General features: G+C 42.4%; 24 protein-coding genes and 1 other annotated feature. All 24 genes read left to right on the top strand.

Annotation, left to right across the window (positions count from 1 at the left end):
* The first annotated feature begins 94 nt into the window (after positions 1-94).
* Positions 95-2029, top strand: a complete 1935-nt coding sequence (locus CEF17_RS10155; RefSeq protein WP_100399423.1) for a stage V sporulation protein D — start codon at positions 95-97, stop codon at positions 2027-2029.
* Positions 2030-2143: 114 nt separating this feature from the next.
* Positions 2144-3613: a UDP-N-acetylmuramoyl-L-alanyl-D-glutamate--2,6-diaminopimelate ligase gene (locus CEF17_RS10150; RefSeq protein ID WP_100400871.1), complete on the top strand. Its 1470-nt coding sequence runs from the start codon at positions 2144-2146 to the stop codon at positions 3611-3613.
* A 38-nt stretch (positions 3614-3651) separates the two neighbouring features.
* A complete protein-coding gene (mraY, locus tag CEF17_RS10145; RefSeq protein ID WP_100399422.1) occupies positions 3652-4629 on the top strand; it encodes a phospho-N-acetylmuramoyl-pentapeptide-transferase in 978 nt (325 codons plus the stop codon).
* Positions 4626-5978 carry a UDP-N-acetylmuramoyl-L-alanine--D-glutamate ligase gene (murD, locus tag CEF17_RS10140; RefSeq protein ID WP_100399421.1) on the top strand — a complete coding sequence of 451 codons (1353 nt, stop codon included), beginning with the start codon at positions 4626-4628 and terminating at the stop codon, positions 5976-5978. Before mraY ends, murD begins: the two co-directional genes overlap by 4 nt.
* Before the next feature lie 125 nt (positions 5979-6103).
* Positions 6104-7186, top strand: a complete 1083-nt coding sequence (gene spoVE / locus CEF17_RS10135; RefSeq protein ID WP_100400870.1) for a stage V sporulation protein E — start codon at positions 6104-6106, stop codon at positions 7184-7186.
* Between the two features lie 34 nt (positions 7187-7220).
* Entirely contained in the window at positions 7221-8324 is a 1104-nt protein-coding gene (gene murG / locus CEF17_RS10130; RefSeq protein WP_100399420.1) for an undecaprenyldiphospho-muramoylpentapeptide beta-N-acetylglucosaminyltransferase, read from the top strand.
* A 42-nt stretch (positions 8325-8366) separates the two neighbouring features.
* A complete protein-coding gene (murB, locus tag CEF17_RS10125) occupies positions 8367-9269 on the top strand; it encodes a UDP-N-acetylmuramate dehydrogenase (RefSeq protein ID WP_100399419.1) in 903 nt (300 codons plus the stop codon).
* 136 nt (positions 9270-9405) lie between these two features.
* The gene (locus tag CEF17_RS10120) at positions 9406-10239 is read left to right on the top strand and encodes a cell division protein FtsQ/DivIB (protein ID WP_100399418.1); all 834 of its coding nucleotides are present in this window, start codon (positions 9406-9408) and stop codon (positions 10237-10239) included.
* 555 nt (positions 10240-10794) lie between these two features.
* The gene (gene ftsA / locus CEF17_RS10115) at positions 10795-12087 is read left to right on the top strand and encodes a cell division protein FtsA (RefSeq protein WP_100399417.1); all 1293 of its coding nucleotides are present in this window, start codon (positions 10795-10797) and stop codon (positions 12085-12087) included.
* A 54-nt stretch (positions 12088-12141) separates the two neighbouring features.
* The gene (gene ftsZ, locus CEF17_RS10110; protein WP_100399416.1) at positions 12142-13320 is read left to right on the top strand and encodes a cell division protein FtsZ; all 1179 of its coding nucleotides are present in this window, start codon (positions 12142-12144) and stop codon (positions 13318-13320) included.
* A 424-nt stretch (positions 13321-13744) separates the two neighbouring features.
* Positions 13745-14683: a sigma-E processing peptidase SpoIIGA gene (spoIIGA, locus tag CEF17_RS10105; RefSeq protein ID WP_100399415.1), complete on the top strand. Its 939-nt coding sequence runs from the start codon at positions 13745-13747 to the stop codon at positions 14681-14683.
* Between the two features lie 24 nt (positions 14684-14707).
* Positions 14708-15421, top strand: a complete 714-nt coding sequence (gene sigE / locus CEF17_RS10100) for an RNA polymerase sporulation sigma factor SigE (RefSeq protein WP_100399414.1) — start codon at positions 14708-14710, stop codon at positions 15419-15421.
* Positions 15422-15667: 246 nt separating this feature from the next.
* Entirely contained in the window at positions 15668-16453 is a 786-nt protein-coding gene (sigG, locus tag CEF17_RS10095) for an RNA polymerase sporulation sigma factor SigG (RefSeq protein WP_054635258.1), read from the top strand.
* 189 nt (positions 16454-16642) lie between these two features.
* Complete coding sequence (locus tag CEF17_RS10090) at positions 16643-16888, top strand: YlmC/YmxH family sporulation protein (protein WP_054635259.1); 246 nt, start codon at positions 16643-16645, stop codon at positions 16886-16888.
* Positions 16889-17002: 114 nt separating this feature from the next.
* Complete coding sequence (pgeF, locus tag CEF17_RS10085; RefSeq protein WP_232725484.1) at positions 17003-17827, top strand: peptidoglycan editing factor PgeF; 825 nt, start codon at positions 17003-17005, stop codon at positions 17825-17827.
* Between the two features lie 38 nt (positions 17828-17865).
* Positions 17866-18546 carry a YggS family pyridoxal phosphate-dependent enzyme gene (locus CEF17_RS10080; RefSeq protein WP_100399412.1) on the top strand — a complete coding sequence of 227 codons (681 nt, stop codon included), beginning with the start codon at positions 17866-17868 and terminating at the stop codon, positions 18544-18546.
* Positions 18547-18573: 27 nt separating this feature from the next.
* The gene (locus CEF17_RS10075; RefSeq protein ID WP_054635261.1) at positions 18574-18999 is read left to right on the top strand and encodes a cell division protein SepF; all 426 of its coding nucleotides are present in this window, start codon (positions 18574-18576) and stop codon (positions 18997-18999) included.
* A gap of 32 nt (positions 19000-19031) precedes the next feature.
* Positions 19032-19286: a YggT family protein gene (locus CEF17_RS10070; protein WP_054635262.1), complete on the top strand. Its 255-nt coding sequence runs from the start codon at positions 19032-19034 to the stop codon at positions 19284-19286.
* A gap of 11 nt (positions 19287-19297) precedes the next feature.
* Positions 19298-20080, top strand: a complete 783-nt coding sequence (locus CEF17_RS10065; RefSeq protein ID WP_100399411.1) for a YlmH family RNA-binding protein — start codon at positions 19298-19300, stop codon at positions 20078-20080.
* Positions 20081-20155: 75 nt separating this feature from the next.
* Positions 20156-20659, top strand: coding sequence for a DivIVA domain-containing protein (locus CEF17_RS10060; RefSeq protein ID WP_100399410.1), 504 nt, complete (start codon positions 20156-20158; stop codon positions 20657-20659).
* A gap of 126 nt (positions 20660-20785) precedes the next feature.
* Positions 20786-20999: a binding site (T-box leader), on the top strand.
* A gap of 151 nt (positions 21000-21150) precedes the next feature.
* Positions 21151-23922, top strand: coding sequence for an isoleucine--tRNA ligase (gene ileS, locus CEF17_RS10050; RefSeq protein WP_100399408.1), 2772 nt, complete (start codon positions 21151-21153; stop codon positions 23920-23922).
* A gap of 190 nt (positions 23923-24112) precedes the next feature.
* On the top strand, positions 24113-24343 hold the full coding sequence (locus CEF17_RS10045; RefSeq protein ID WP_198508941.1) for a hypothetical protein: 231 nt from the start codon (positions 24113-24115) through the stop codon (positions 24341-24343).
* A 200-nt stretch (positions 24344-24543) separates the two neighbouring features.
* Positions 24544-25017, top strand: coding sequence for a signal peptidase II (lspA, locus tag CEF17_RS10040; RefSeq protein ID WP_054635265.1), 474 nt, complete (start codon positions 24544-24546; stop codon positions 25015-25017).
* 3 nt (positions 25018-25020) lie between these two features.
* A complete protein-coding gene (locus CEF17_RS10035; protein WP_100400868.1) occupies positions 25021-25935 on the top strand; it encodes an RluA family pseudouridine synthase in 915 nt (304 codons plus the stop codon).
* Positions 25936-26100: the final 165 nt, after the last annotated feature.

Raw genomic sequence — 26100 nt, 5'->3', positions numbered from 1 at the left:
CCACGATCTGCTGGTCGTTCTACTAAGAGGGATACAAGCATAGGCATAAGCAAAGGTGCAATGGCCTTTTAGTAGAACAGACGGTGGTGGAAGAATGCGAGTCTCGTATGTTACCGTTAGGAAACGTTTGATTTGGGTGTTTATCGCAGGTTTATGTGTGTCAGTTATTCTTGCAATGAGACTTGGATATGTACAGTTTGCTTTAGGAGGATGGCTGACCGAAGAAGCAGAAGATTCCTGGAGCCGAAATGTGCCCTTTGAAGGTGAGCGAGGGGAAATACTTGACCGCAATGGTGAAATTCTTGCAACCAACGTGAGCGCACCCTCCATTCTTGTAGTTCCCAGGCAGGTGAAGGAGCCGGCGGATACAGCCAGGCAGCTGGCGGCTGCATTAAATATGGATGAAAAAAAAGCCTATGAATTAATCACAAAACAAGAGTCCATTGTAAGAATTAACCCAGAAGGACGTAAGGTTAATAAGGAAAAAGCAGCTGAGGTGAGGAAATTGCAGCTGCCAGGGGTCTATATCGCAGAGGACAACAAACGCCATTATCCTCAGGGCCGCTATCTCTCCCACGTTTTGGGATTTGCCGGGATCGATAATCAGGGATTGACGGGGCTGGAACTCTATTACGAAGAAGAGCTGAAAGGAAAAAGTGGACATGTTTCGTTTTTTTCTGATGCAAAGGGGAAGAGAATGCCTGATATGGCAGATAGATATCAGGAGCCGGAAGATGGATTGGATGTGAAGCTTACGATTGACTCCAGGGTGCAGACTATTGTCGAGCGGGAACTGGACATTGCTGAAGCAACCTATAATCCTGATGGTGCTATTGCCATAGCAATGAATCCTAATACAGGTGAGGTGCTTGCTATGTCAAGCCGGCCGGATTTTCATCCTGAAGAATTCCAGGATGTTCCCCCTGAGATTTTCAACCAGAATAAACCGGTCTGGTCTCAGTACGAGCCTGGTTCTACCTTTAAAATTATCACTCTCGCGGCAGCTCTTGAAGAAAACGAAGTGGATTTGCACAAAGATAATTTTCATGATCCAGGCTATATCGAAGTATCTGGAAGAAAGCTGAGATGCTGGAAAAAAGGCGGGCATGGCCAACAGACATTTTTAGAAGTGGTGCAAAATTCCTGCAACCCCGGGTTTGTCGTACTGGGGGAAAGACTGGGCAAAGACAGGCTTTTTGATTATATTGAAGCGTTTGGGTTTGGGGAGAAAACAGGGATTGACCTTCAAGGAGAAGGGAAAGGAATACTCTTTAACCGAGAAAGGGTAGGACCTTTAGAACAAGCTACGACTGCTTTTGGACAGGGAGTATCTGTCACCCCTCTTCAGCAGGTCACTGCCGTGTCAGCAGCAGTAAATGGCGGGTATTTATACCAGCCGTTTCTGGCTAAAGAATGGCTTGATCCTAAAACGGGAGAAGTGGTGAAAACAAACACCCCTGTAATGAAAAGGCAGATTATCTCAGAAGAGACATCAAAGGAAGTAAGAGAGGCTCTGGAGCACGTAGTTGCCCAGGGAACAGGGAAAGGGGCATTCGTGGATGGGTACAGGGTTGGTGGGAAAACAGGGACGGCACAAAAGGCGAAAGACGGGCGGTACCTGGAAAATAACCACATCGTATCCTTTATCGGCCTGGCCCCCGCAGATGATCCTGAAATTGTTGTTTATGTGGCGATTGATAATCCTAAAGATACCCTCCAGTTTGGAGGCATCGTAGCGGCTCCGATCGTTGGTAATATTATGGAAGACAGCCTGCGTGCACTAGGGGTGGAGAAAAGAAAGGATCAAGTGGAAAAAGAACTTGCCTGGAATGATACGCCATTAATAGAAGTTCCGGACCTGGTGGACCTGACGCTGCGGGAGGTAAATGAAGCCTACTATCCTTTAGGAATAGAAAAAAGCGGAAGCGGAGATAGAATTGTTGCCCAGTCTCCCGGACCGGGGGAAAAAGTAGAAGAAGGGTCTACGATCCGTATTTATCTTGATGACAAATCGGCCTCTTCCGATTAAAATGAAAGTTGTGTCATTCAGCCAAGGGAGTCGACCTTGGCTGCTTCTGTTATGGAGAGAATTATGAAATGGTAATTAGTGACAGTAACGATAAAAGAGGAAAGGACAATGAATATGTTATTAAATGATCTTTGCAGCTCTTTGATCAGTTATACAAAAACAGTCCGGGAAAACCCTGACATTACATCCATTGAAATGGATTCCCGCAAGGTAACGCACGGGAGTTTATTCGTGTGCATCAAAGGGTACACGGTAGATGGTCACGAGTATGCAGGCGAGGCAGTAAAGAAAGGAGCAGCTGCCCTGCTGGCCGAACGAGACCTCGATGTTAATGTTCCGGTCATCGTAGTACGTGATGTAAAACGGGCGATGGCTGTTTTGTCTAGTGTTTTTTACAATCATCCCACAAAGAAAATGCGATTAATAGGGATTACAGGGACAAATGGAAAAACCACAACCACTCATCTGATTGATCAAGTGTTAAAAGATAGCGGCCAACACACAGGAATGGTAGGAACTCTCTACACAAAAATAGGTGAAGAAACCATTGAGAACAAAAACACAACACCAGAATCCTTAGTGCTTCAACAAACGTTTGGCAAGATGGTTTCTCAAAACATAGAAACATGTACCATGGAAGTCTCTTCCCATGCCCTTGATTTAGGGAGAGTGCGGGGATGTGATTTTGATATTGCTGTCTTTACAAACCTTACAAAAGACCATTTAGATTATCATGAAACGATGGAAGCATATAAGCAGGCAAAAGGATTACTGTTTGCACAGCTTGGAAATCATTATGAAGGAAGAGGGAAGACAGCTGTCTTAAATGCCGATGATCCAGCTTCAAGCTTATATGAAAGAATGACTTCAGCGCAGGTTCTTACATACGGAATTAAAAACGAAAGTGATATTAAAGCAGAAAATATTGCGATAAGGCCATGGGGCACATCGTTTGAAGCAGTGACCCCTTGGGGGAAAGAAACATTTTCCTTGAAGTTAATTGGTATGTTCAGTGTGTATAATGCCTTAGCAGCAATTGCAGTCTCTCTTCTTTCTAATATCCCACTCGCGGATATTAAGAGAAGTCTTGAAGCTATTGAAGGAGTAGACGGACGTTTTGAAACAGTAGATGCCGGACAGGATTTCACTGTCGTTGTTGACTACGCTCATACTCCGGATTCATTAGAAAATGTTTTAAAGACAGTCAAAGAGATGGCAGAAAACAACATTTATGTGATCGTAGGATGCGGAGGAGACAGAGATAAGACTAAACGGCCAGAGATGGCAGCTATTGCCTCTGAGTTTGCCGATACTGCCATTTTTACTTCTGATAATCCTAGAAGCGAAGATCCCAAAACGATCCTTGAGGATATGGTGAAGGGCGTCGAGAAGTCAAATTACACTGTGATTGAAAGCCGGAAGGAAGCCATTGAACATGCTGTTCGTTCAGCTGCCGCCAAAGATATCATTGTCATTGCCGGAAAAGGACACGAAACCTATCAGATCATAGGCAGTGAAGTGCTTACGTTTGATGACCGGGAAGAAGCAAGAAAAGCAATTAAAAAGATAAAAGCTGATAGATAGATTATGGATGTTTTTAGTCATGGAAGGAGAGAGCAACCGTGGTTGCACAGTCAATACTTATTACGTTAATAGCAGGGTTTCTTATAGCGGTCTTATTATCCCCTATCATGATTCCTATGCTGAGAAGATTAAAATTTGGCCAGGCGATTAGAGATGAAGGGCCTAAATCTCACCAGAAAAAGAGCGGGACTCCTACTATGGGAGGAGTCATGATCCTCCTGTCCGTCCTTATTACTACTCTATTGATGACTTCTATATTTTTAGAAGTCACCGTTGAAGTCTGGCTTCTTCTCCTTGTAACGATTGGTTTTGGAGTACTTGGGTTTCTCGATGATTTTATAAAAGTAGTGATGAAACGGAATCTTGGGTTAACATCAAAACAAAAGCTCGTGGGACAGCTGGTGATTTCAGTTATCTTCTATGTAGTTCTTGCCCAATCAGGATTTTCTACAGAAGTTACAATACCAGGTACAGGTATGGGGATCGACTTTGGGATTGCGTATTTGATTCTTGTGATTCTTATGCTCGTGGGAGCGTCCAACGCAGTGAACCTTACTGATGGGTTAGATGGTCTCCTTGCTGGTACCGGGGCTATTGCCTTTGGAGCCTTCGCGGTCCTTGCTTGGAATGCTGAAATGGGAGAAGTGGCTGTATTTAGTGCAGCGGTCGTCGGAGCCGTTCTAGGGTTTTTAGTTTTCAATGCCCACCCGGCAAAGGTGTTTATGGGAGACACAGGCTCCCTTGCATTAGGAGGAGCGATTGCAGCTATAGCGATCATTACAAAGATGGAAATTCTCCTTATTATCATTGGAGGAGTATTTGTGATCGAAACTCTTTCTGTCATTATTCAAGTCCTCTCTTTTAAGCTTAGGGGAAAAAGAATTTTTAAAATGAGCCCACTTCATCACCATTATGAGTTAAGCGGCTGGTCCGAGTGGAGAGTTGTCATGACCTTTTGGCTGGCGGGACTAATTTTTGCAGTATTAGGCATTTATATTGAGGTGTGGATAACATGAAACAAATAAAAGATTTTGAAAATAAGGCGGTTCTTGTCCTTGGACTGGCAAAAAGCGGGATGGCTGCTGCCCGGCTCTTAAATAAATTGGGGGCCGACGTAACCGTAAACGATGCAAAGGATCTGGCGGGAACCGAAGAAGAAAAGGCTCTCCGCAAGGAGGGAATTACACTCGTGTCAGGGGGACATCCTGCTGCTCTGCTTGACGAAGCAGATTATGTGGTTAAAAATCCGGGTATCCCTTATCACAATCCTCTAGTCAGTGAAGCTGTAAACAGAAACCTGCCTGTAGTTACTGAAATTGAATTGGCTTCCCTTGTTTGTGAAGGAGACATAGTGTCTATCTCGGGATCCAATGGAAAAACAACTACGACTACACTTTTATATGAGATGTTAAAAGGAAACGAGAATAAAAAGCCTTGGATTGCAGGTAACATTGGAACGGTAGCCTGTGAAGTTGCCCAAGAGGTAAAAGCACAGGATATCATGGTCACGGAAGTATCAAGCTTTCAGCTAAAAGGAACAAAGGATTTTCACCCTCGCGTAGCTGTTTTACTTAATATTTTTGATGCTCATCTTGATTATCACGGAGACCGTCTGGATTATGAACAGTCAAAGGGAAAAATGTTTACCAACATGACCTCCGAGGATGTCATTATTTACAATAGTGATGACCCAGTAGTTGAAACATTGGCGAAACATTCAAAAGCGCAGCTCGTTCCTTTCTCTGCTTCCTCTAAGCAGTCTGAAGGTGCTTATGTGGAAAATGGATGGATTACCTTCAAAGAAGAGCCCATACTTTCTCTTAAAGAAGCGTCGCTTCCTGGAGCTCATAATGTAGAAAACATGCTTGCTGCTGTAGCTGCGGCTAAAATTCTCGGGGGCTCTACCACACAAATTATAGATGTTCTAAAAACGTTCCACGGTGTAAAACATCGTCTGCAATTTGTCGGGAACATCAATGGAAGAAAAATATATAATGATTCTAAAGCGACTAATATTCTTGCTACTCAAAAAGCACTCTCTTCTTTTACACAGCCTGTTGTCCTTTTGGCCGGAGGGCTGGATAGAGGGAATTCATTTGATGATTTGATTCCGTATCTGGCAAAAGTTAAAGGAGTCGTCACATACGGGGAGACCAAAGGGAAGATTGCAGAAGCTGCCTATGAGGCAGGTGTAAGCCATGTTGAGAAGCAAAATACACTGGAAGAAGCAGTGAAAACAGCATATAAATTGACTGAAGAGGGTGATGTCCTTCTTCTCTCTCCAGCATGCGCTTCCTGGGATCAATTTAAGACTTTTGAGGAGCGGGGAGAGACATTTATTAAAGCCGTACAGCAACTCCAGTAAAGTAACTTATTTACCCGGCTATCTAAGAGCATGTTCGGGCATGTCTTGCATACATTTTAGAGAGGCAGACCTTGTCTTCCTACTCTACTTAGCAAGAGGTGACGGCCTTGTCAAAAACTACTCGGATGCCCGACTTTCTTTTACTTGGCGCAACACTGCTTTTACTGATAATAGGAATATTAATGGTATACAGTGCCAGCTCAGCATGGGGTGTATATAAATTTGATGATCCTTTCTATTTCGCAAAGCGCCAGCTATTATTTGCCGGAGCTGGGCTGGCGGCCATGTACGTTACAGCCAAGGTAGATTATTGGACGTGGCAAAGCTGGTCGAAGCTGCTTTTAATTATATGCTTTATTCTTCTGCTGATTGTACTGATCCCTGGTGTGGGTCTCATGCGGGGAGGAGCAAGAAGCTGGCTGGGTATTGGTGCTTTTTCTATTCAGCCCTCTGAATTTATGAAACTGGCCATGATTATTTTCCTGGCCAGGTACTTATCCAGGCACCAAAAGAAAATTACAAAATTCAAAGAAGGTCTCCTTCCTACTTTATTGCTGATATTTACAGCCTTTGGACTCATAATGCTCCAGCCTGATCTAGGAACCGGAGCTGTCATGGTCGCTACATGTGTGGTTATGATCTTTGTATCAGGAGCGAGAATCAGCCATTTTGCCTGGTTAGGAGTAGTTGGAGCCGCCGGTTTTGTAGGTTTGATTGCTTCAGCTCCTTATCGTATTAAGAGAATTACCTCTTTTTTAGATCCATGGTCAGATCCTTTAGGGAGCGGGTTTCAAATCATTCAATCCTTGTATGCTATCGGTCCCGGCGGGTTGTTTGGGATGGGCTTTGGGGAAAGCAGGCAGAAATATTTTTACCTGCCGGAGCCTCAGACAGATTTTATTTTTGCTATTATTGCAGAAGAAGGCGGCTATATAGCCGGATTAGTTATTATTCTTTTATTTACCATCGTCATGTGGAGGGGGATACGCATCTCACTCGGAGCTCCAGACATGTACGGTGCCCTTCTTGCAGTTGGGATAGTAGGGATGCTGCTCATACAGGTTATGATTAACGTAGGAGTAGTGACAGGATTATTTCCGGTCACAGGCATAACCTTGCCTTTTCTCAGCTATGGAGGATCTTCTTTAACATTAATGCTGCTTGCCATAGGGATTCTGCTTAATATAAGTATACAGGCAAAGCATTAGCATCATTAGAAGCCTAGCTAAGGAGAGTTTACACATGAAAATTGTAGTAACCGGGGGAGGAACAGGGGGCCATATTTACCCTGCTCTTGCCTTGATTAAAGAAATAAAAGAAATCGATCCAGCAAGTGAATTTTTGTATATTGGTACGAAAAAGGGACTAGAAAGCGACATTGTGCCTCGTGAGGGCATCCCTTTTGAAACAGTGGAAATTACTGGTTTTAAAAGGAAGCTGTCCTTGGAAAATGTGAAAACAGTAATGAGATTCGTCAAAGGAACCAGACGTGCAAAAAAGCTGATCAAGGACTTTAAAGCTGACGCTGTAATAGGAACCGGAGGGTACGTAGCGGGACCGGTCGTCTTTGCAGCAGCAAAGCTTGGAATTCCAACTCTTGTACATGAACAAAACAGTGTTCCAGGTTTAACAAATAAGTTTTTAAGCAGATATGTAGATAAGGTAGCCATTTCTTTTAAGGAGTCTTCCTCTTTTTTTCCAAAGGAGAAAGTAGTATTTACCGGAAATCCCCGCGCTTCGGAAGCAGTTCGAGCAGCAGGCTCTAATCCTCTTCCGGAAATGGGACTGGATCCACATAAAAAGGTCGTATTAGTAGTTGGAGGAAGCCGGGGAGCGCGGCCGATCAATGAGGCGTTTTTAGAAGCTCTGCCTGAAGCGGGAAAACAAAAATGGCAATTTTTGTATGTCACTGGTGCTGTCCACTATGATAAAGTGATGGAAGAAGTGGAGAAGGCCGGGAACCCAAGTAATGTAGTCATTAAACCATTTATTCACAATATGCCTGCGGTGTTGTCAAACGTTGATGTGATTGTAACAAGAGCAGGAGCGACCACACTAGCGGAAATCACCGCTTTAGGGCTGCCTTCCATTTTAATTCCAAGCCCTTATGTAACCAATAATCATCAGGAAAAAAATGCCCGCAGCCTCAGTGATAATGGTGCAGCGGTTATTCGTCTGGAAAAAGAAATGAACGGTAACATGCTTTTAAAAGATGTGGAAGATATTTTAGGGACGGAAGCGACCTGGAAGAGAATGAATAGGTCGGCAAAAGAGCTGGCTATGCCAGATTCAGCAAAACAAATTTATAATCTTATCCAAAGCCTTGTGAAGCCGGTCGGTAAATAGCACTCAGAAGGCAGGGAATGAAAAAAGAGAGGTGCCTTTTATATGAAAGAGATTATTGAGGAACTTCAAGATGCGCAAATAGGGAAAGTAAAAGAAAGTGAGCCTTTATCGAAGCATACAACCTGGAAAATAGGCGGACCTGCTGATGTTTTAGTAGAGCCTGCCGGTATAGAGGAAATGAAAAAGACCATGGAAATTATTCAAAAGCATAATGTTCCTTGGCGGGCAATCGGCAGAGGGTCAAATTTATTAGTAGATGACAAAGGAATTGAAGGAGTTGTGATCAAGCTCGGAGAAAATATAAGTCATCTGGAAATTGGAGACGGGGAGATCAGAGTAGGCGGTGGATATTCCATTATCAAGCTGGCTACGATTATCAGCAAAAAAGGTCTCTCTGGTCTTGAGTTTGCCGGAGGCATTCCTGGAACGGTAGGCGGAGCAGTATTTATGAACGCGGGGGCTCACGGCTCTGACATGAATAAAATATTGATCAAAGCTCATGTGCTATACCCCGACGGGACAATGAAATGGATTGCCAAAGAAGACATGGGATTTTCTTACCGGACATCCAGGCTGCAAAAGGAAAAAGGCATCTGCCTGGAAGCTGTTCTTGAAATTAAAGAGGGAAACAAGGATGAGATTGTATCAGAAATGCAGAAAAATAAAGATTATCGAAGAAACACTCAGCCATGGAAGGACCCGTGTGCTGGCAGTGTGTTTCGCAACCCTCTTCCAGATCATGCAGGAAAGCTCATTGAAGAAGCTGGCTTAAAGGGCTACCGTATTGGCGGAGCTCAAATCTCTGAAATGCATGGAAATTTCATTGTCAATATCGAAAATGCCCAGGCAGCAGATGTGTTAGCACTCATTGATCACGTGAAGACAACCATCAAGGAAAAAAATAACGTTGAGATGCACACTGAAGTAGAAATTGTCAAAAGGTAAAGGGGATCAAAGAGGGACAGACAAGATTACTTTTGAAATGGTGCTCTGTCCTTCCTTACAAACCATATGAGCATTTCCCCAAAATATGCCTCTGTACAGGAGGAAACGAGCGGGAAGGATTGGGGGAGAAAAAAAGATGTCAGACAAAAAAGTCGTTACCTTGGATAATGCGAACACAGCCTTGCACGAACAGCGAAAGAAGAGAGCCAACCGCCGCCTTATTACATACCTGTCCATCTTTTTTTTCCTTATACTATTGGTTGTGTATTTCCAATCCCCGTTAAGTCACGTAAGGAATATTCAAGTAGCAGGCGAGCAATATGTCCAGGCAGAAGAAATAGAAAAAGCCAGCAATGTAAAAAAAGGGACAAGCATATGGAATGTCGATATGACGCAGGCAGAGGAAAGAGTAAGAGAGTTTTCTGAAATAGAGAATGTGAACATTCAGCGGTCACTTCCGGCAACGATATCCATTGAAGTAGAAGAATATCCTCGTATTGCCTATGTTAAGAATGGTGATGAATACCTGCCTGTATTAAGAAACGGAAAGACTTTACAGAATGCTGCCAGAGCTTCGGTCCCAGGTGACGCTCCGGTGCTCTCAGGATTTTCTTCCTTAGAAATTTTAGAGGAGTTTTCTGCAGAACTAGGTGAAGTAGGGGAGGGAATCTTAAACCGCATCTCCGAAGTCCATCATGTGCCCGATGACGAAGATCCTCTTCGGCTGCTTATGTATATGAATGATGGTTTACAGGTAGAGTCTACGATAAGAAATTTCTCCGACCATATGACTCCTTATCCCGTAGTAGCTAAAGAAATTGACCCTGAAGCTGCAGGAGTTCTCCATATGAAAATGACTCCTTATTTTGAAGCATTTGAGGAAGAAGCTGAAATGTCAGATGAAGGATTAGAAGAAACAGTAGAAGAGGGGACTGGTGAAGTAGAGGAGGGAAATGAAGAGGAAGAGTAGTCCAGAGCTAGGGCAAATTTCCACGAAGTGAATGTGAAAGCAAAGGAGAGAGGTTCTTATTCTGAATAAAAAGATAGAACCTTTCTCCTGTTTTTTGGAATAAGAAGCTTTATATAGTGCTATGACTTTATTGAGAAACCTAAATTTAGCCCTCTGTTTTTCCTATTTTCTTCATTTTTCTGCGGTAGCCTGCAACTTTGCCTTTTCTAGGTCTTCAACTTGGTGTAGACTTATAAGTAGCGGCAATTTTTTGCTTTTGGATATTTCTTTTTTTTTATTTATTAAAAAACAAATCCCTTTGACTATGACAAGAAAACATTCTGTTCTTTTTACTGTGTGCTACATATAGTTTGCATGAAATTTTATTTTTAACAATAAAAAAGGGTATTGCAAGAAGTTGTGGAAATGTTAGTGGTAAACAAACAATTTCCCTTATTCTTTTTATGATTTTTTCACAAAAGCAAAGGTTGATCATGCTATTATAGATGAAAGATGGGAACGAATGCAGGTGGAAAAGCAGTAATAGATGCAGATGCCAACGGGAGGTGCCAGTACATGAACAACCAGGACATTTATGTCAGCTTAGATATCGGTACATCCGGTGTCCGGGTCATCATCGGAGAAATGTCAGACGGCTCCCTTAAAGTAATGGGAGTAGGAAATGCCTCCTCTGAAGGAATTAAAAGGGGGGCTATCGTTGATATTGATGAAACGGTGAAATCAATTCGTCGCGCAGTCGAACAAGCGGAAAGAATGGTCGGCCTGACGGTTGAACAAGTCATCGTCGGCGTAAATGGCAATCACATACAATTACAGCCATGCAGTGATGTCGTAGCTGTATCCAGCCCTGATCGCGAAATAGGCGATGAAGATATAGAGCGAGTAATCGATGCTGCCCAGGTTGTAGCCATTCCGCCGGACCGGGAGATTATCGATGTCATACCGAATCAGTTTATTGTAGACGGACAAGAAGGAATCAATGACCCACGCAGTATGCTTGGAGTCAGGCTGGAAATGGAAGGATATATTATTACAGGATCCAAGACAGCTTTACATAACCTGCTGCGGTGTGTAGAACGAGCAGGGCTTGAAGTGGCCGACATCTGCCTTCAGCCCCTGGCTGCAGGGGCCGTAGCTATCTCGAAAGATGAAAAATCTTTAGGAGTAGCGCTGGTGGATATCGGTGGCGGCTCCACCACCGTTTCTGTTTTTCAGCATGGCAGTCTCCAGACAACCTCAGTTCTTCCAGTGGGAGGAGAACATATTACACATGATATCTCTGTAGGGTTGAGGACAACTGCTGAAGAAGCAGAACGGGTGAAGGTTGAGCATGGGCATGCGTATATCGACGGAGCTTCCGATGAAGTGACCTTCCAAATGAAGACCATTGGAAGTGATGTTGAGGAAGAGTATTCTCAATTCGATATAGCTCATGTCATAGAGCCGCGTATGGAAGAAATTTATGAGCTGGTCGAAGACGAAGTACGCAAACTGGGCTTTTCAGATCTTCCGGGAGGCTACGTACTCACAGGAGGAAGTGTAATGATTCCTGGAGCTCTAGAACTTGCACGTGAAGTGCTCAAGCATAATGTCCGTATAGCCGTTCCAGATTATATTGGTGTACGAGAGCCACGTTTTACAACAGGAATCGGACTTATTGAATTTGCTTATCGAAATGTTAAAATTCAGGGTAAAGAAGTTGCAGCATCAGTTACAGTAAAAGAAGAACATGAATTACAAGAACGTTCGGCGAGAAGAAAGAAGGCACCAAAACAGCAGGAAGAAGAAACGGACAAGCCTGGTGTAAAACAAAAAGTGAGAAACTTTTTTAAAGTGTTTTTTGAGTAAATATATGCAAACTCATGTAAACTCGCCAGATTTGACGGATTAGGGGGACCTGAGATGTTAGAATTTGAAATGGATATGGATCAGCTGGCGCAGATTAAAGTAATTGGTGTCGGCGGCGGCGGTTCAAACGCTGTAAATCGAATGATCGAAAACGGCCTGCAAGGTGTTGAGTTTATTGCTGTTAATACCGATGCTCAAGCATTGCAGTTGTCAAAAGCTGAAACGAAGCTTCAGTTAGGCGGGAAGCTTACCCGTGGTCTGGGAGCTGGAGCAAATCCAGAGATCGGAAAAAAAGCTGCTGAAGAAAGCAAGGAACAATTAGAAGAAGCCTTAACCGGTGCCGATATGGTCTTTATCACTGCAGGCATGGGAGGAGGAACGGGTACAGGTGCTGCTCCAGTCATTGCGGAGGTTGCCAAAGAAATTGGTGCCTTGACAGTGGGCGTGGTAACCCGTCCATTTACTTTTGAAGGCCGAAAACGTTCAGGCCAGGCTGCCGGAGGAATCGGTGCCTTAAAAGAAAAAGTAGATACATTGATTGTCATTCCAAATGATAGACTTCTGGAAATTGTTGATAAAAATACTCCGATGCTTGAAGCTTTCCGGGAAGCGGATAACGTTCTCCGTCAAGGTGTACAAGGTATCTCAGATTTAATTGCTGTACCTGGTCTTATCAACCTGGATTTTGCAGACGTAAAAACCATTATGAATGAACGAGGCTCAGCTTTAATGGGTATCGGAATCGCCACCGGCGAAAACCGGGCAGCAGAAGCTGCGAAAAAAGCGATTTCCAGCCCTCTTCTTGAGACATCTGTAGATGGAGCTCAAGGTGTTCTGATGAATATTACAGGCGGAACAAATTTAAGCTTGTTTGAAGTTCACGAAGCGGCTGAGATTGTCTCGGATGCCTCAGATCCGGAAGTTAACATGATTTTTGGATCTGTCATTAATGAGAACCTAAAAGATGAGATCGTGGTTACTGTGATTGCGACAGGATTTGAAGAAGCTGATGAAAGCCAGCCTTCTAAGTCCCCATCTCGAGGCACAGGGTTAAATAACAGACCACAGCAATCAGCAAGCTACTCTCCGCCAAATAACAGCAGACCTGCACCACAACAACAGCGTCCGCAAGAAGAGACTCCTGAACCTCAACAGAGACAGCAGCCTCAACAGGAAGAGTCCGACACACTCGACATACCAACCTTCCTGCGAAACCGTCGGAAGAGAAGATAAAGAACTGAATAGTTTAATCTTATGAAAGAGGACCCCCGTTTTTAAAAGACGAGGGGTTCTCTATTTTTTATTCTAAAAAGCACTAAGCACTCTTATCATCTAGTTCAATCCTTTTCCATCTATTAAGCTTGATTGCTCATTACTTGTCCAAAAGCTTTTCCCACACTCAAGCGGAAGGAGGGATCAGACGAGACTCCGCTGGCAGAAGCCTGGTAGGATTGCCGATTCCTCAGCGGAAAGGAAGGAGGAAAGGGGGAGTGCCCCCTGGTTCAGAATCAAATAGCTTTTCATTGCGAAATTTATTGTAAAAAGGAGTGAAAAGGCTGACAAAATCAAGCAAAAGAAGTGAAGGCAAGCTGTCATAAATTGACAGACTTTTATATAGAATGGGAATATACTTACCTTACTCAGACTACGAAGAAGGATGATAGGGGTGATTCTATATTTAGATTTAATCTGGATAGGCAACTTTGTTATTAACATAATATTATTATTGTTAACAGCCAGATTTTTAAAAAGAAAAGTCAGTATGAAACGGCTGCTGATAGTCGCTGCCGTCAGCTCTTCAACTGTTTTTCTCATTCTCACTCCTTTAGAAGGGTTTTTCCTGCACCCTCTAGGAAAATTGCTTTTATCAGTAGGTGTGATCATTGGTACTTTTGGATTTTATAATTTTTCTTTCCTTTTCCAAGGTTTATTTATGTTTTATATGGTCAGTTTTGTAGCTGGCGGAGGAGTGCTTGCATTTCATAATTTTTTCCATACTTCTCCTGTATTGAAGACATGGGCTCAACAGGCTTCTTTTGCCTCTTATGCCTCCTTGCATTGGCTTACAATTATCCTATCACTGCCTCTAATATGGCTGATAACAGTCAAAGCTATTCAGTCCCATAGAACGAGGGGAAAACAAGAAGCAAAATGTGTTGATATTGAAATTAAAATTGACAGCCTGGTGATTGAAGGAAGAGGATTAGTGGACACCGGCAACCAGTTAAAAGACCCGATCACTAAGACCCCAGTAATGATTGTGCAGACAGATTTATTTAAGGAACGGATGAGCGAGAGCCAGTTTGAGAAATTCTCTCGCTTACTATCACTTACTGAAAATATGAATGAAGAAACAATATCGGTGTTCTGGCAGGAACGTATCCGAATCATTCCTTTCAGAGCAGTAGGCAAACAGCAGGATTGGCTCATTGCTCTCAAGCCGGATGAGGTAAAAATAAATATTGGCGAGAAGGAGCATATCCTGCCCCGTATTTTTATTGGCCTTGAAGAAGGTGCTTTATCAGCGACCAGTGATTTTCAAATGATTGTCCCATCTGAGCAAGTGGAGGAGTTTTCAGGGGAATCTGCATCATAGGGAAGAAGGGGGAGAACAACTGGTATGATAAAATTAAAGATAAAAATTATGTGGTATAAGGTCCTTCGTTTTTTAGGTGTAAAACCAGACGAAATATATTATATAGGGGGAAGCGAAGCCCTTCCGCCGCCTTTATCGAAAGAGGAAGAAGCTCACTTGATCAGCAAGCTTTCAACAGGAGATAAAGTAGTCAGGTCCATGCTGATTGAAAGAAACCTCCGGCTTGTTGTTTACATTGCGAGAAAATTTGAAAACACCGGGATCAACATAGAGGACTTAATAAGCATCGGTACGATTGGGTTAATTAAAGCAGTGAATACTTTTAATCCTGAGAAGAAAATTAAGTTAGCTACTTACGCTTCCAGGTGTATAGAAAACGAAATACTCATGCATCTTAGAAGGACCAACAAAACCAGGTCAGAGGTTTCTTTTGATGAGCCTCTTAATGTGGACTGGGACGGAAACGAACTTTTATTATCTGACATCCTAGGTACAGATGAGGATATCATCACTAGAGGGATTGAAGAAAAAGTTGATAAAAAGCTGTTGAGGAAAGCTCTTGAGACGTTAAATGACAGAGAAAAGCAGATTATGGAACTGAGGTTTGGCCTTGCCGGGGAGAAAGAAAAGACGCAAAAAGATGTTGCAGACTTTCTTGGAATTTCCCAGTCTTATATTTCCCGACTTGAGAAAAGAATTATAAAAAGACTGCAAAAAGAATTTAACAAAATGGTGTAAGGTTCTTCACTCCGTAAAGGAGTTTTTTTTTGCCTTGTTTCATAATAAGCCTTGTTTATACGAGGAGTAATAACTTTCCACTTCTCAACTTTTACTTTTAAGCAAAAACCCAATGGGTAAGAATGTGCATATTTTTCCTGACCAGGGACATACTGAACTCATACAAAGCTGCAAGATTCCAAAAAACAAACTTTCTTATCCAGGAAGTTGTTTTTTGCACATCATCGCTGTATGGGAGGGAACGCCGTGTCACGAAACAAAGTGGAGATTTGCGGTGTAGACACATCAAAACTGCCCGTATTAAAGAACAAGGAAATGAGAAAATTGTTCGCAGAAATGCAAAGTGGAGATGAAAATGCAAGAGAAACCCTTGTAAATGGAAATTTGCGGTTAGTGTTAAGTGTTATTCAACGGTTTAATAACCGGGGAGAGTATGTGGATGATTTGTTCCAAGTTGGATGTATCGGTTTAATGAAGTCCATTGATAACTTTGACCTGGGTCAGAATGTTAAATTTTCGACATATGCTGTGCCAATGATTATTGGTGAGATCAGAAGATACTTACGAGACAACAATCCGATAAGGGTGTCTCGCTCACTGAGGGATATTGCCTATAAGGCACTGCAGGTAAAAGATCAGCTTATGGCTGATAAAACGAGGGAAAGAGAACCAACCGTACAGGAAATATCCAAGGTGCTTGACGTTCCTAAAGAAGAAGTTGTTTTTGCATTAGATGCAATCCAGGACCCGGTATCTTTGTTTGAACCGATATACAATGACGGCGGGGATCCCATTTATGTCATGGACCAAATTAGTGACGACAAAGAAAAAGACAGTCAATGGCTGGAGCATCTTGCGTTGAAAGAGGCAATGATTAAGCTGAACGAAAGAGAGAAAATGATCTTGAACATGCGTTTTTTTGAAGGGAAAACACAAATGGAAGTAGCAGATGAGATTGGGATTTCCCAGGCTCAAGTTTCTCGGCTTGAAAAAGCAGCCATTCAACAAATGAATAAACACTCTAAAAGCTAAAGCAGCCAAAGTGGCTGCTTTTTTTATGCACTTCTCCGTTTAACGCATGGTGTTCTATCTTCGTACATACATTTGTATAAGTCAGTAATGAGAAAAAATATGTGAAGTCAGATCTCGAAACAATGACTGCTTTACATCATATTCTGATGGTGGAAGTGACAACACCCGAAAGAAGAGAGGATAAAGTTTATGATGAGAATATCTGATTTACAGGCGAAAGACATAGTGAACATGCATACAGGAAAGCGTCTGGGAAATGTTGGCGATATAGATATTAACATTGAGACTGGTCAGGTTGAAGCAATCATCGTTGGTGGGTCAGCAAAAATGATGGGTTTTTTTAACAAAGAAGATGACTATATCATCCCGTGGCCTAATATTGTTAAAATTGGATCCGATGTCATACTGGTCAATCTTTATGATCAGGAAGGATAAAGGGCATTCCTCCTTTTTCCTTCTTTTTCTTCCTTCTCTATGGGACAAGTGCAAAATGTGTTACAATAAAGCGAATCACTATGTCCAATTCTTAGCAAAAAGGATGATAGTCAAATGAAGCATGAACCGTTTCAACGCATGACTTCTCAAATACTCACAATAGAACCGTGGAAAGAAAAGTTCACTCATATAGAGGCTGGATTTACCTCCAGAGCAGGAGGATCAGGATCCGGGCCGTACAATAGTCTTAATTTAGCTCTTCACGTAGGAGAAGATCCAGAAAAGGTAGCTGCCAATCGTAAGATCATTGGGGATAGGACGGGTTTTCCTGTAAGCAGCTGGGTTGCATCTAACCAGGTCCATGGAAGTGATATTAAGAAAGTCAGCCATAAGGATGCAGGGAAAGGATCTGTATCTCTTGAAGATTCGGCAGGGGATGTTGACGGGTTATATACAACGGAGCAGAATCTCTTTTTAGTAAGCTTTTATGCTGATTGTGTACCTTTATACTTTACGGCTCCAAAGCAGGGAGTCGTCGGTTTGGCTCATGCAGGCTGGCGCGGCACAGCCGCTAACATCGCTACAGAAATGGTTACTCTATGGAGCAAAGAAGAACAAGTAAAGGCAGAGGATATTTATGTGGCGATCGGACCTTCTATTGGTCCCAGAGCTTATGAGGTTGATGACCATGTGGTCAATGAATTGAAGAAAGTGCTTTCTCCAGATAGACAATCCGGCTGGCAGGAAACAACACAGGGCAAGTATCAGCTGGATTTAAAAGAAGTTAATAAACAGCTCCTCCTGGAAGCAGGAGTAGATGAGGACCATATAGTCATCTCAAACTACTGTACATACGAGGAGGACACACTATTTTTTTCCCATCGAAGGGACCAGGGAACCACTGGCAGAATGATGAGCTTTATTGTAAAAACACAGTAATTTGAAAATTTCATATTGAAAGAAAGGAGCAGAGGCACTTGGATATTAAACAAAATTTAACACACATTGAATCAGAAATTAAACTTGCCTGCCAGCGTGGAAGCCGCAGCGAGGACGACATAGCTATTATCGCAGTCACAAAATACGTCAGTGTTGAGACCGCCTCTAAAGCTCTGGAAGCTGGAATCAGACATATCGGTGAAAATAGGGCAGAGGAGGGAACCGCCAAAATAGAAAAGCTGGACAAGCCTGCTACCTGGCACTTTATTGGTTCTCTTCAATCCAAAAAAGTAAAGCATATGATTGACAAGTTTGACTACATCCATTCACTAGACAGAATATCACTCGCCAAAGAAATTCAAAAACGCATGCCTGAAGGCAGGAAAATGAAGTGCTTTGTCCAGGTTAATGTTTCAGGAGAAGAATCAAAATCAGGGCTTTCTCCAGAGGATACTTTGTCGTTTATAAAGTCTTTAGAAGAATTTCCGGCCATTGAAGTGGTTGGACTAATGACGATGGCCCCGTATACAGAAAACCCAGAAGAGACACGTCCGGTATTTAGAAATCTTAGATTGTTAAGAGATTCAATTAAGGATTTAAATCTGAGTCACGCACCCTGCCTGCATTTATCGATGGGAATGTCTAATGATTATGTCATTGCGGTTGAAGAAGGAGCCACGTTTGTTCGCATTGGAAGCAGTCTCGTAGGAAAAGAATGAAGATTTAGGTGAAGGAGTGGAAAGCTCATGGGGTTCAAATCTAAATTTAAACGTTTTTTTGAATTGGATGATGAGGTAGTCGAAGAAGAAATAGAACATTTTCCAGAGCAAGAAAACGAATTTACAGCTGCAAAGAAAAAGGGAAATACCCAAAATGTAGTCAGTCTTCAAAGCATTCAGCAGTCGTCAAAAATGATATTAGTAGAGCCCCGGGCTTATGAAGAGGCTCAAGAGGTGGCAGATCATTTAAAAAGCAGGAAGGCTGTAATTATTAATTTGCAGTTAATCTCACAGGATCAGGCAAAAAGGATTGTCGATTTTTTAAGCGGTACCGTGTATGCTATAGGAGGGGATATTCAGAAGGTGGGGCAGAATATTTTCCTATGTACTCCTGATAACGTGGATGTTTCAGGTGCAATATCAGAATTGATGTATGAAAAATACAATAAGTAAGACAAGTAAGAGGTTGGGGTGATGAGAAAGATATGCAGACAATAGGTACGCTGCTTCTTGTAGGAATGCAGATATATTCATTTATGGTAATCATCTATATTTTTATGTCCTGGTTTCCAAACGCTCGAGAGTCGTCATTTGGCCAGACTATAGGATCTTTAGTAGAGCCTTATTTAGAACCTTTCCGAAAGATAATCCCTCCGCTGGGTATGATAGATATTTCTCCAATTGTGGCCCTTGTTGCTCTTCACTTTGCTCGCTTTGGAGTACAGGCTCTCTTCTTTTAAGGAGGTTCTTTATGGTACTATACGAACATTTTCGAAAAGAAGAGCGGCCTTTTGTGGAACAGGCCAGTGAATGGAAAGAACAAGTGGGAACGCGTTATGAATCGAAGCTGACTGATTTTTTAGATCCAAGAGAACAGGATATTTTGAGATCTATAATTGGCAATGATGAAGTAGTCAAACTTGAATTTTTCGGGGGGCCTCAAGGTTCTGAAAGGAAAAGAGCCTTGCTGTTTCCCTTTTATGAAGCCCCGGAACAGGATCAATTTCACATTAGAATTTATGAGCTGGATTATCCTGTTAAATTTGTTTCTGTCGGTCATAGAGATGTTCTGGGTTCCTTGCTGGGCCTGGGGGTAAAGCGGGAAAAATTTGGGGACATCATATTACAGGCACAAAGAATTCAGATAGCAGTTGCAGAAGAAATTGCTTCTTTTGTAGAAATGAATTTTACAAAAGTTGCATCTGCATCCATTCAACTCCACTCTGTTTCGTTAGAAGATGCAATTCCTGTCAGAGAGGAATGGGAAGAAGTGTCCACTACTGTCTCTTCTTTGCGTCTTGATGTCCTTTTAGCGGAAATGTACCGCTTATCTCGAAGTAAAGTCGTACCCTACATTGATGGAAAAAGAGTCAAGGTCAACTGGAGAATTGCAGATCAGCCCTCGTTTCTAGTAAATGAAGGAGATTATCTATCAGTAAGAGGACTTGGCCGCAGGAAACTGCTTACAGTGGAAGGAAAGTCAAAAAAAGATAAATGGCGCGTTAGCTATGGGAAAAAACAGGATCCTTCATAGAAAAGAAGGGTTTTTACATGTAATTGTCGAAAAAAGTAACATCAGTTAATCAATTAAGTCACGGAGGTGCTTCTTTTGCCGTTAACTCCCTTAGATATTCACAATAAAGAGTTTACAAGAGGTTTTCGCGGATATGATGAAGACGAGGTAAATGAATTTCTGGATCAAGTTATTAAAGATTATGAAACTGTTATTCGTGAGAAAAATGAACTGTTTGAAAAGGTGGATGAACTAGAAGGACGACTTGAACATTTTTCTAACATTGAAGAAACGTTAAATAAATCCATTCTTGTAGCACAGGAATCAGCTGAAGAAGTACGTAGAAATTCTAAAAAAGAAGCTCAGCTGATTGTGAAAGAAGCGGAGAAAAATGCAGACCGAATTATTAATGATGCTCTCTCCAAATCAAGAAAGATTTCATTGGAAATTGAAGAACTGAAAAAGCAGGCATCAGTGTACCGCATGAGATTCAAGATGCTTATTGAAGCCCAGCTTGAAATGTTACATAATGACGATTGGGATGAATTAGCGAGATCAATGGAAGAAGAGCTTGAGTCTTCTTCTCCGGGGGAAGAGTAAAGAATACCCCACTTGACTTCTCGATTATGATTGTTCTATAATTTGACAAAACCATGAGAATGATAAATGAATATCCCTCTATCATGCTTACGTTCTGTAAAGCAGACACTAAGTATCATAGCAGGTAACAAGACGTTGAAAGGGACGTGCCGTGCTGTCTTCCTTCGATAGCGAGCTGGGGATGGTGGAAGCCTGGTGACAGGAACAGCTGCGGACATCACCCTGGAGTTCTGGTGCCGAAACATTGGTTAGGTTCCAGCGGTGAAAGCCGATATTACAATGAAGTGACTGCATAAAGCAGGTCATTAGGGTGGTACCGCGAGACCTTCTCGTCCCTATACCCGGGACGAAGGAGGTCTTTTTTTTATGGATAAAAGATCACTCAACTATAATTATTGTTAGTACACCTTTCACAAAGAATTTGTTTCCAGGATATTTGCTTTCATCTCTTAATGATCGCTTGTTTATTTTAAATGAGGAGGAAAAAAGTAATGAGTTATAAAGATACATTACGAATGCCGAAAACTGAATTTCCGATGAAAGGAAACCTTCCAAATCGGGAACCAGAACGACAATTAAAATGGGAAGAGCAGAATATATACGAAAAAGTGCAGGAACGCACGAAAGGCCGTCCCCTTTTTGTTCTGCATGATGGCCCGCCGTATGCCAATGGTGACATTCATATGGGCCATGCATTAAATAAGGTACTAAAGGACATTATTGTCCGCTATAAGTCTGTAAGCGGGTTTCATGCACCGTATGTACCTGGCTGGGATACTCACGGACTTCCTATTGAAACAGCGTTAACGAAAAACAAAAAGGTCAACCGAAAAAAAATGTCTGTCGCTGAATTTCGCAAAGCTTGCGCTGACTATGCGATGGAACAGATCGACCGTCAACGGGAACAATTTAAGCGGCTTGGAGTAAGAGGAGACTGGGAAAATCCTTATGTTACTCTCACAAAGGAATATGAAGCCCAGCAAATCAAAGTATTTGGTGATATGGCCAAAAAAGGGTACATTTACAAGGGGAAAAAACCAGTCTACTGGTCGCCTTCCTCTGAGTCTGCACTGGCAGAAGCGGAGATTGAATACCATGATAAACGTTCACCGTCCATTTATGTGTCCTTTGCAGTAACAGATGGAAAAGGAGTCCTTGAAGGTGATGAAAAGTTCGTTATTTGGACCACTACCCCTTGGACCATTCCTGCGAATCTAGCCATTACAGTTCATCCTGAACTTGAATACAGTGTTGTCAAAGTAGGAGAAGAAAAATATGTCGTAGCTTCCGGGCTTCTAGAGACAATCGAGAAAGAAATTGGCTGGGAAGATACTGAAGTGATAAAGACAGTCCAAGGAAGAGAATTGGAACATGTGATGACAACACACCCTATTTACGGCAGAAATTCACTTGTAATCCTTGGAGAACATGTAACTCTTGATGCTGGAACAGGATGCGTCCACACTGCCCCTGGTCACGGGGAAGATGACTACATTGTAGGTCAGCAATATGGGCTGGAGACTCTTTGTCCTGTGGATGATAAAGGGGTTTTCACTGAGGAAGCTCCCGGGTTTGAAGGGCTCTTTTATGATGAAGCGAACAAACCGATTACCCAAAAGCTTGAAGAACTTGGGGCTTTATTAAAGCTGACCTTTATCACTCACTCATATCCACATGACTGGCGCACAAAGAAACCTGTTATTTTCAGAGCCACTGCCCAATGGTTCGCCTCCATTAAAGATTTCCGAGAAGACTTGATTTCGGCAGTGAAAAAGGTGAAATGGGTTCCGGAATGGGGAGAAACAAGGCTTCATAATATGGTCAGGGATCGGGGAGACTGGTGTATTTCCCGCCAGAGAGCGTGGGGAGTTCCAATTCCAATATTTTATGAGGAAAATGGAGAAGAAATTGTAACTGATGAGACAATCAATCATGTATCCCAGCTTTTCCGGGAACATGGCTCTAACATTTGGTTTGAGTGGGAAACAAAAGATCTTCTGCCAGAAGGTTTCACTTCTTCTAAAAGTCCAAATGGAAACTTTACTCGTGAGATGGATATTATGGACGTTTGGTTTGACAGTGGCTCATCCCACCAGGCTGTTTTAGTGGAAAACGAAGAACTTCAGCGTCCGGCAGATCTTTATTTAGAGGGTTCTGACCAATATAGAGGATGGTTTAACTCCTCCTTGTCCACAAGTGTGGCAGTGTCTGGAGAAGCGCCTTATAAAGGTGTTCTCAGCCACGGATTTGCATTGGATGGGGACGGTAAAAAAATGAGTAAGTCACTCGGTAACGTTGTGATTCCTAACAAAGTAATGAACCAGCTTGGAGCAGATATTCTTCGTCTGTGGGTAGCTTCAGTAGATTATCAGGCAGATGTTCGTATATCAGATAAGATTTTAAAGCAGGTTGCTGAAACCTATCGTAAAATCCGCAATACATTCCGATTTTTGCTTGGAAACCTTCACGATTTTGATCCAGCGAAAGATCGGGTTTCATATGAGAAGCTTCCTGAAATGGACCGCTATATTCTGGTAAAATTAAACGATCTTATCGGCCAGGTGAAAAAAGGGTATGAGGAGTACCAGTTTTCTACGGTATACCATGCCCTGCATAACTTCTGCACCATTGATTTAAGCTCCTTTTACATGGATATTGCAAAAGATACGTTATATATTGAAGCAGAAGATGCTTTATCCAGAAGAGCGATTCAGACGGTAATGTATGATGTGCTCGTGAGTCTTGTAAAACTCTCTTCTCCAATCCTCTCTCATACAGCAGATGAAGTATGGGAGTTCATTCCAGGGGTTGAAGAGGAAAGTGTCCAGCTTACTGATCTTCCAGACGCAGAGGTCTTACCTGAAAGTGATCAGCTAAAGGAAAAATGGGGCACAATCATGAGCATCCGCGATCAAGTGTTAAAGGCTCTTGAAAATGCCAGAAACCAAAAAGTAATCGGAAAGTCTTTAACTGCTTCCATTTCTCTTTATCCTACTGAAGACGCGAAAACGGTGCTTGAAGGTGCTGGGGAACTGACTCGTTTGTTTATCGTTTCAGAAGCTGTCATTGACGGAACGAAAGATGAAGCACCAGAGGATTCAGAAATTCATGAGCATTTGGCAATCGCAGTCCGACCAGCTGACGGAGAGACTTGTGAGCGCTGCTGGACTGTTACTAAAACGGTAGGTGCTCAAGAAAAATATCCTGAGCTCTGTGATTCCTGCGCTACGATTGTTAAAGAAAATTATGCAGAAGATGAATAACCCATGATAGGCATCAAAGGATAACTTGCCTTCGTTTTACCTGCCAGTGAAAGCCCCTGTTTCTCATGAGAACAGGGGCTTTTCATATATATTTAAATAAAGGAATTGAAAATAGTGAGGAGGGAGGGAAAAATTACGCTGTGTAAATTACGGTGTTCAGCTTACCTTAAAAAAGAGAGCGAAGAGAAAGGTGAAGCAAATGAACACTGATTGGTATTCTCTGATGCTTGAAGCAAGAAGAAAGGAACTGGAACGGCAGGGGGCTGGTGAAGGAATCGGAACAGTCAGCGGGAAAGAGGAAGCCAAAATTAGCACAATGAGGGAATTTGAAAAGCATAAAGCATCCCTTTTACAGGTAGGGCGCCAGCAAGAATGGGAAAAAGTTACAAGTATAATCGAAAAGCTAACCCAGCTACAATAAAAATCTAAAACAGACTTTTCCGTACAAGTTTTCATTCTTTTCTCGTACAAGAGCAAAATAAAATAAGGTTACATTTACCGTTTCATTTCTTTTATGCTAAAATGCTTAAAGTAGGCTGTTTTGAGCATGTGCCACAAGGTCGGGAATTGCCTCGGCCTTTCCCATACATACATAGACTGGGAAATGAGGAGAAGCAGACAATGATACTCTTTTATTATGTCCTGGCGCTGGTAATTATCGGCCTTGACCAATGGACAAAGTACTTAGTGGACGTACATATGGAAATAGGGGAAAGCATTCCGTTAATTGAAGGGTTAGCATATTTAACTTCCCACCGTAATCAAGGAGCTGCTTTTGGTATACTTCAAGGGCAAATGTGGTTATTCTTTATTATAACCGTCGGAGTGGTCATTGCTATCTTTTATTACATGCAAAAGTATGGTAAAGAAAGCATATGGATCGGCCTTCCACTAGGTTTAGTGCTAGGCGGTGCGATCGGGAATTTCATCGATCGTCTCTTCAGAGGAGAAGTTATTGATTTCATGGATGTTTATATCTTTGCTTATAACTTCCCGATTTTTAATGTAGCGGATTCGGCTCTCGTCGTAGGTGTAATCGCTTTGATTATCAAAATGATGGCAGATGAACGAAAAGAGAAAAAGGAGCAAGCATAAATGATGGAAGAAACAAAATGGGTGATTTCTGAAGAACACAATAAGGAGCGATTAGATAAGACAATTGTTAAGCTGCACGGAGAATGGTCACGTACGATCATCCAGGAGTGGGCAAAAGAAGGGCGTATTGAAGTAAATGGCAAGGCGGCTAAAAGTAACTATAAAGTACAGTCAGGTGATGAAGTCGTCGTGTATCCTAAGGAACCAGAAGAAATAGATATTGTTCCAGAAAACATACCTCTTGGTATCCTTTATGAAGATGATGATGTGATTGTTGTCAATAAGCCTCGGGGGATGGTTGTCCACCCGGCACCTGGGCATCCCGGGGGAACGCTTGTGAACGCGTTAATGTACCACTGTAAAGATCTGTCAGGCATTAATGGTGAAATCAGGCCGGGTATTGTCCACCGCATCGATAAGGACACATCGGGAGTGCTTGTGGCCGCAAAAAACGACAAAGCCCATGAACACCTTAGCCGTCAACTGAAAGATAAAAAAACAGAAAGAATTTACAAAACAATTGTTCATGGCAATATTCCTCATGAGCATGGAACGGTTGACGCCCCTATTGGAAGGGATCCAATGGACAGGCAGAAAATGACGGTCACTGATATAAATGCAAAGGATGCAGTGACTCACTTTAACGTAATAGAACGTTTTGGGAACTATACGTTTCTTGAATGCAGGCTCGAAACAGGACGGACACACCAGATTAGAGTTCATTTGCAATACATTGGGCATGCTGTTGCAGGGGACCCTAAGTATGGGCATCGTAATACGCTGCCCATAAGCGGTCAGGCTCTACATGCAGCCCGCCTTGGCTTTGTACATCCCTCAAAAGAGGAATACATGGAGTGGGAAGCTCCTATGCCTGAAGATATGGAGGGCCTACTGGACGATCTGAGAAAAAAATCTTGACTTTCTTGTATACTTTTGTCATACTAACGAAAGAATCAAATACGAACCACCTTTAATTACAGTCCTGTGAGGCTGAGAAGGAAATGGTGCATGTATTCCCTGCCAGTAATGACCAGGGGGAACGTCCCGGAACTACCAGGGATTAATGCGATGTTATTAACCATC

This window comes from Bacillus sp. FJAT-44742, assembly GCF_002797315.1.
GTDB lineage: Bacteria > Bacillota > Bacilli > Bacillales > Marinococcaceae > Thalassorhabdus > Thalassorhabdus alkalitolerans.
This window is presented reverse-complemented; position numbering and strand designations above follow the sequence as displayed.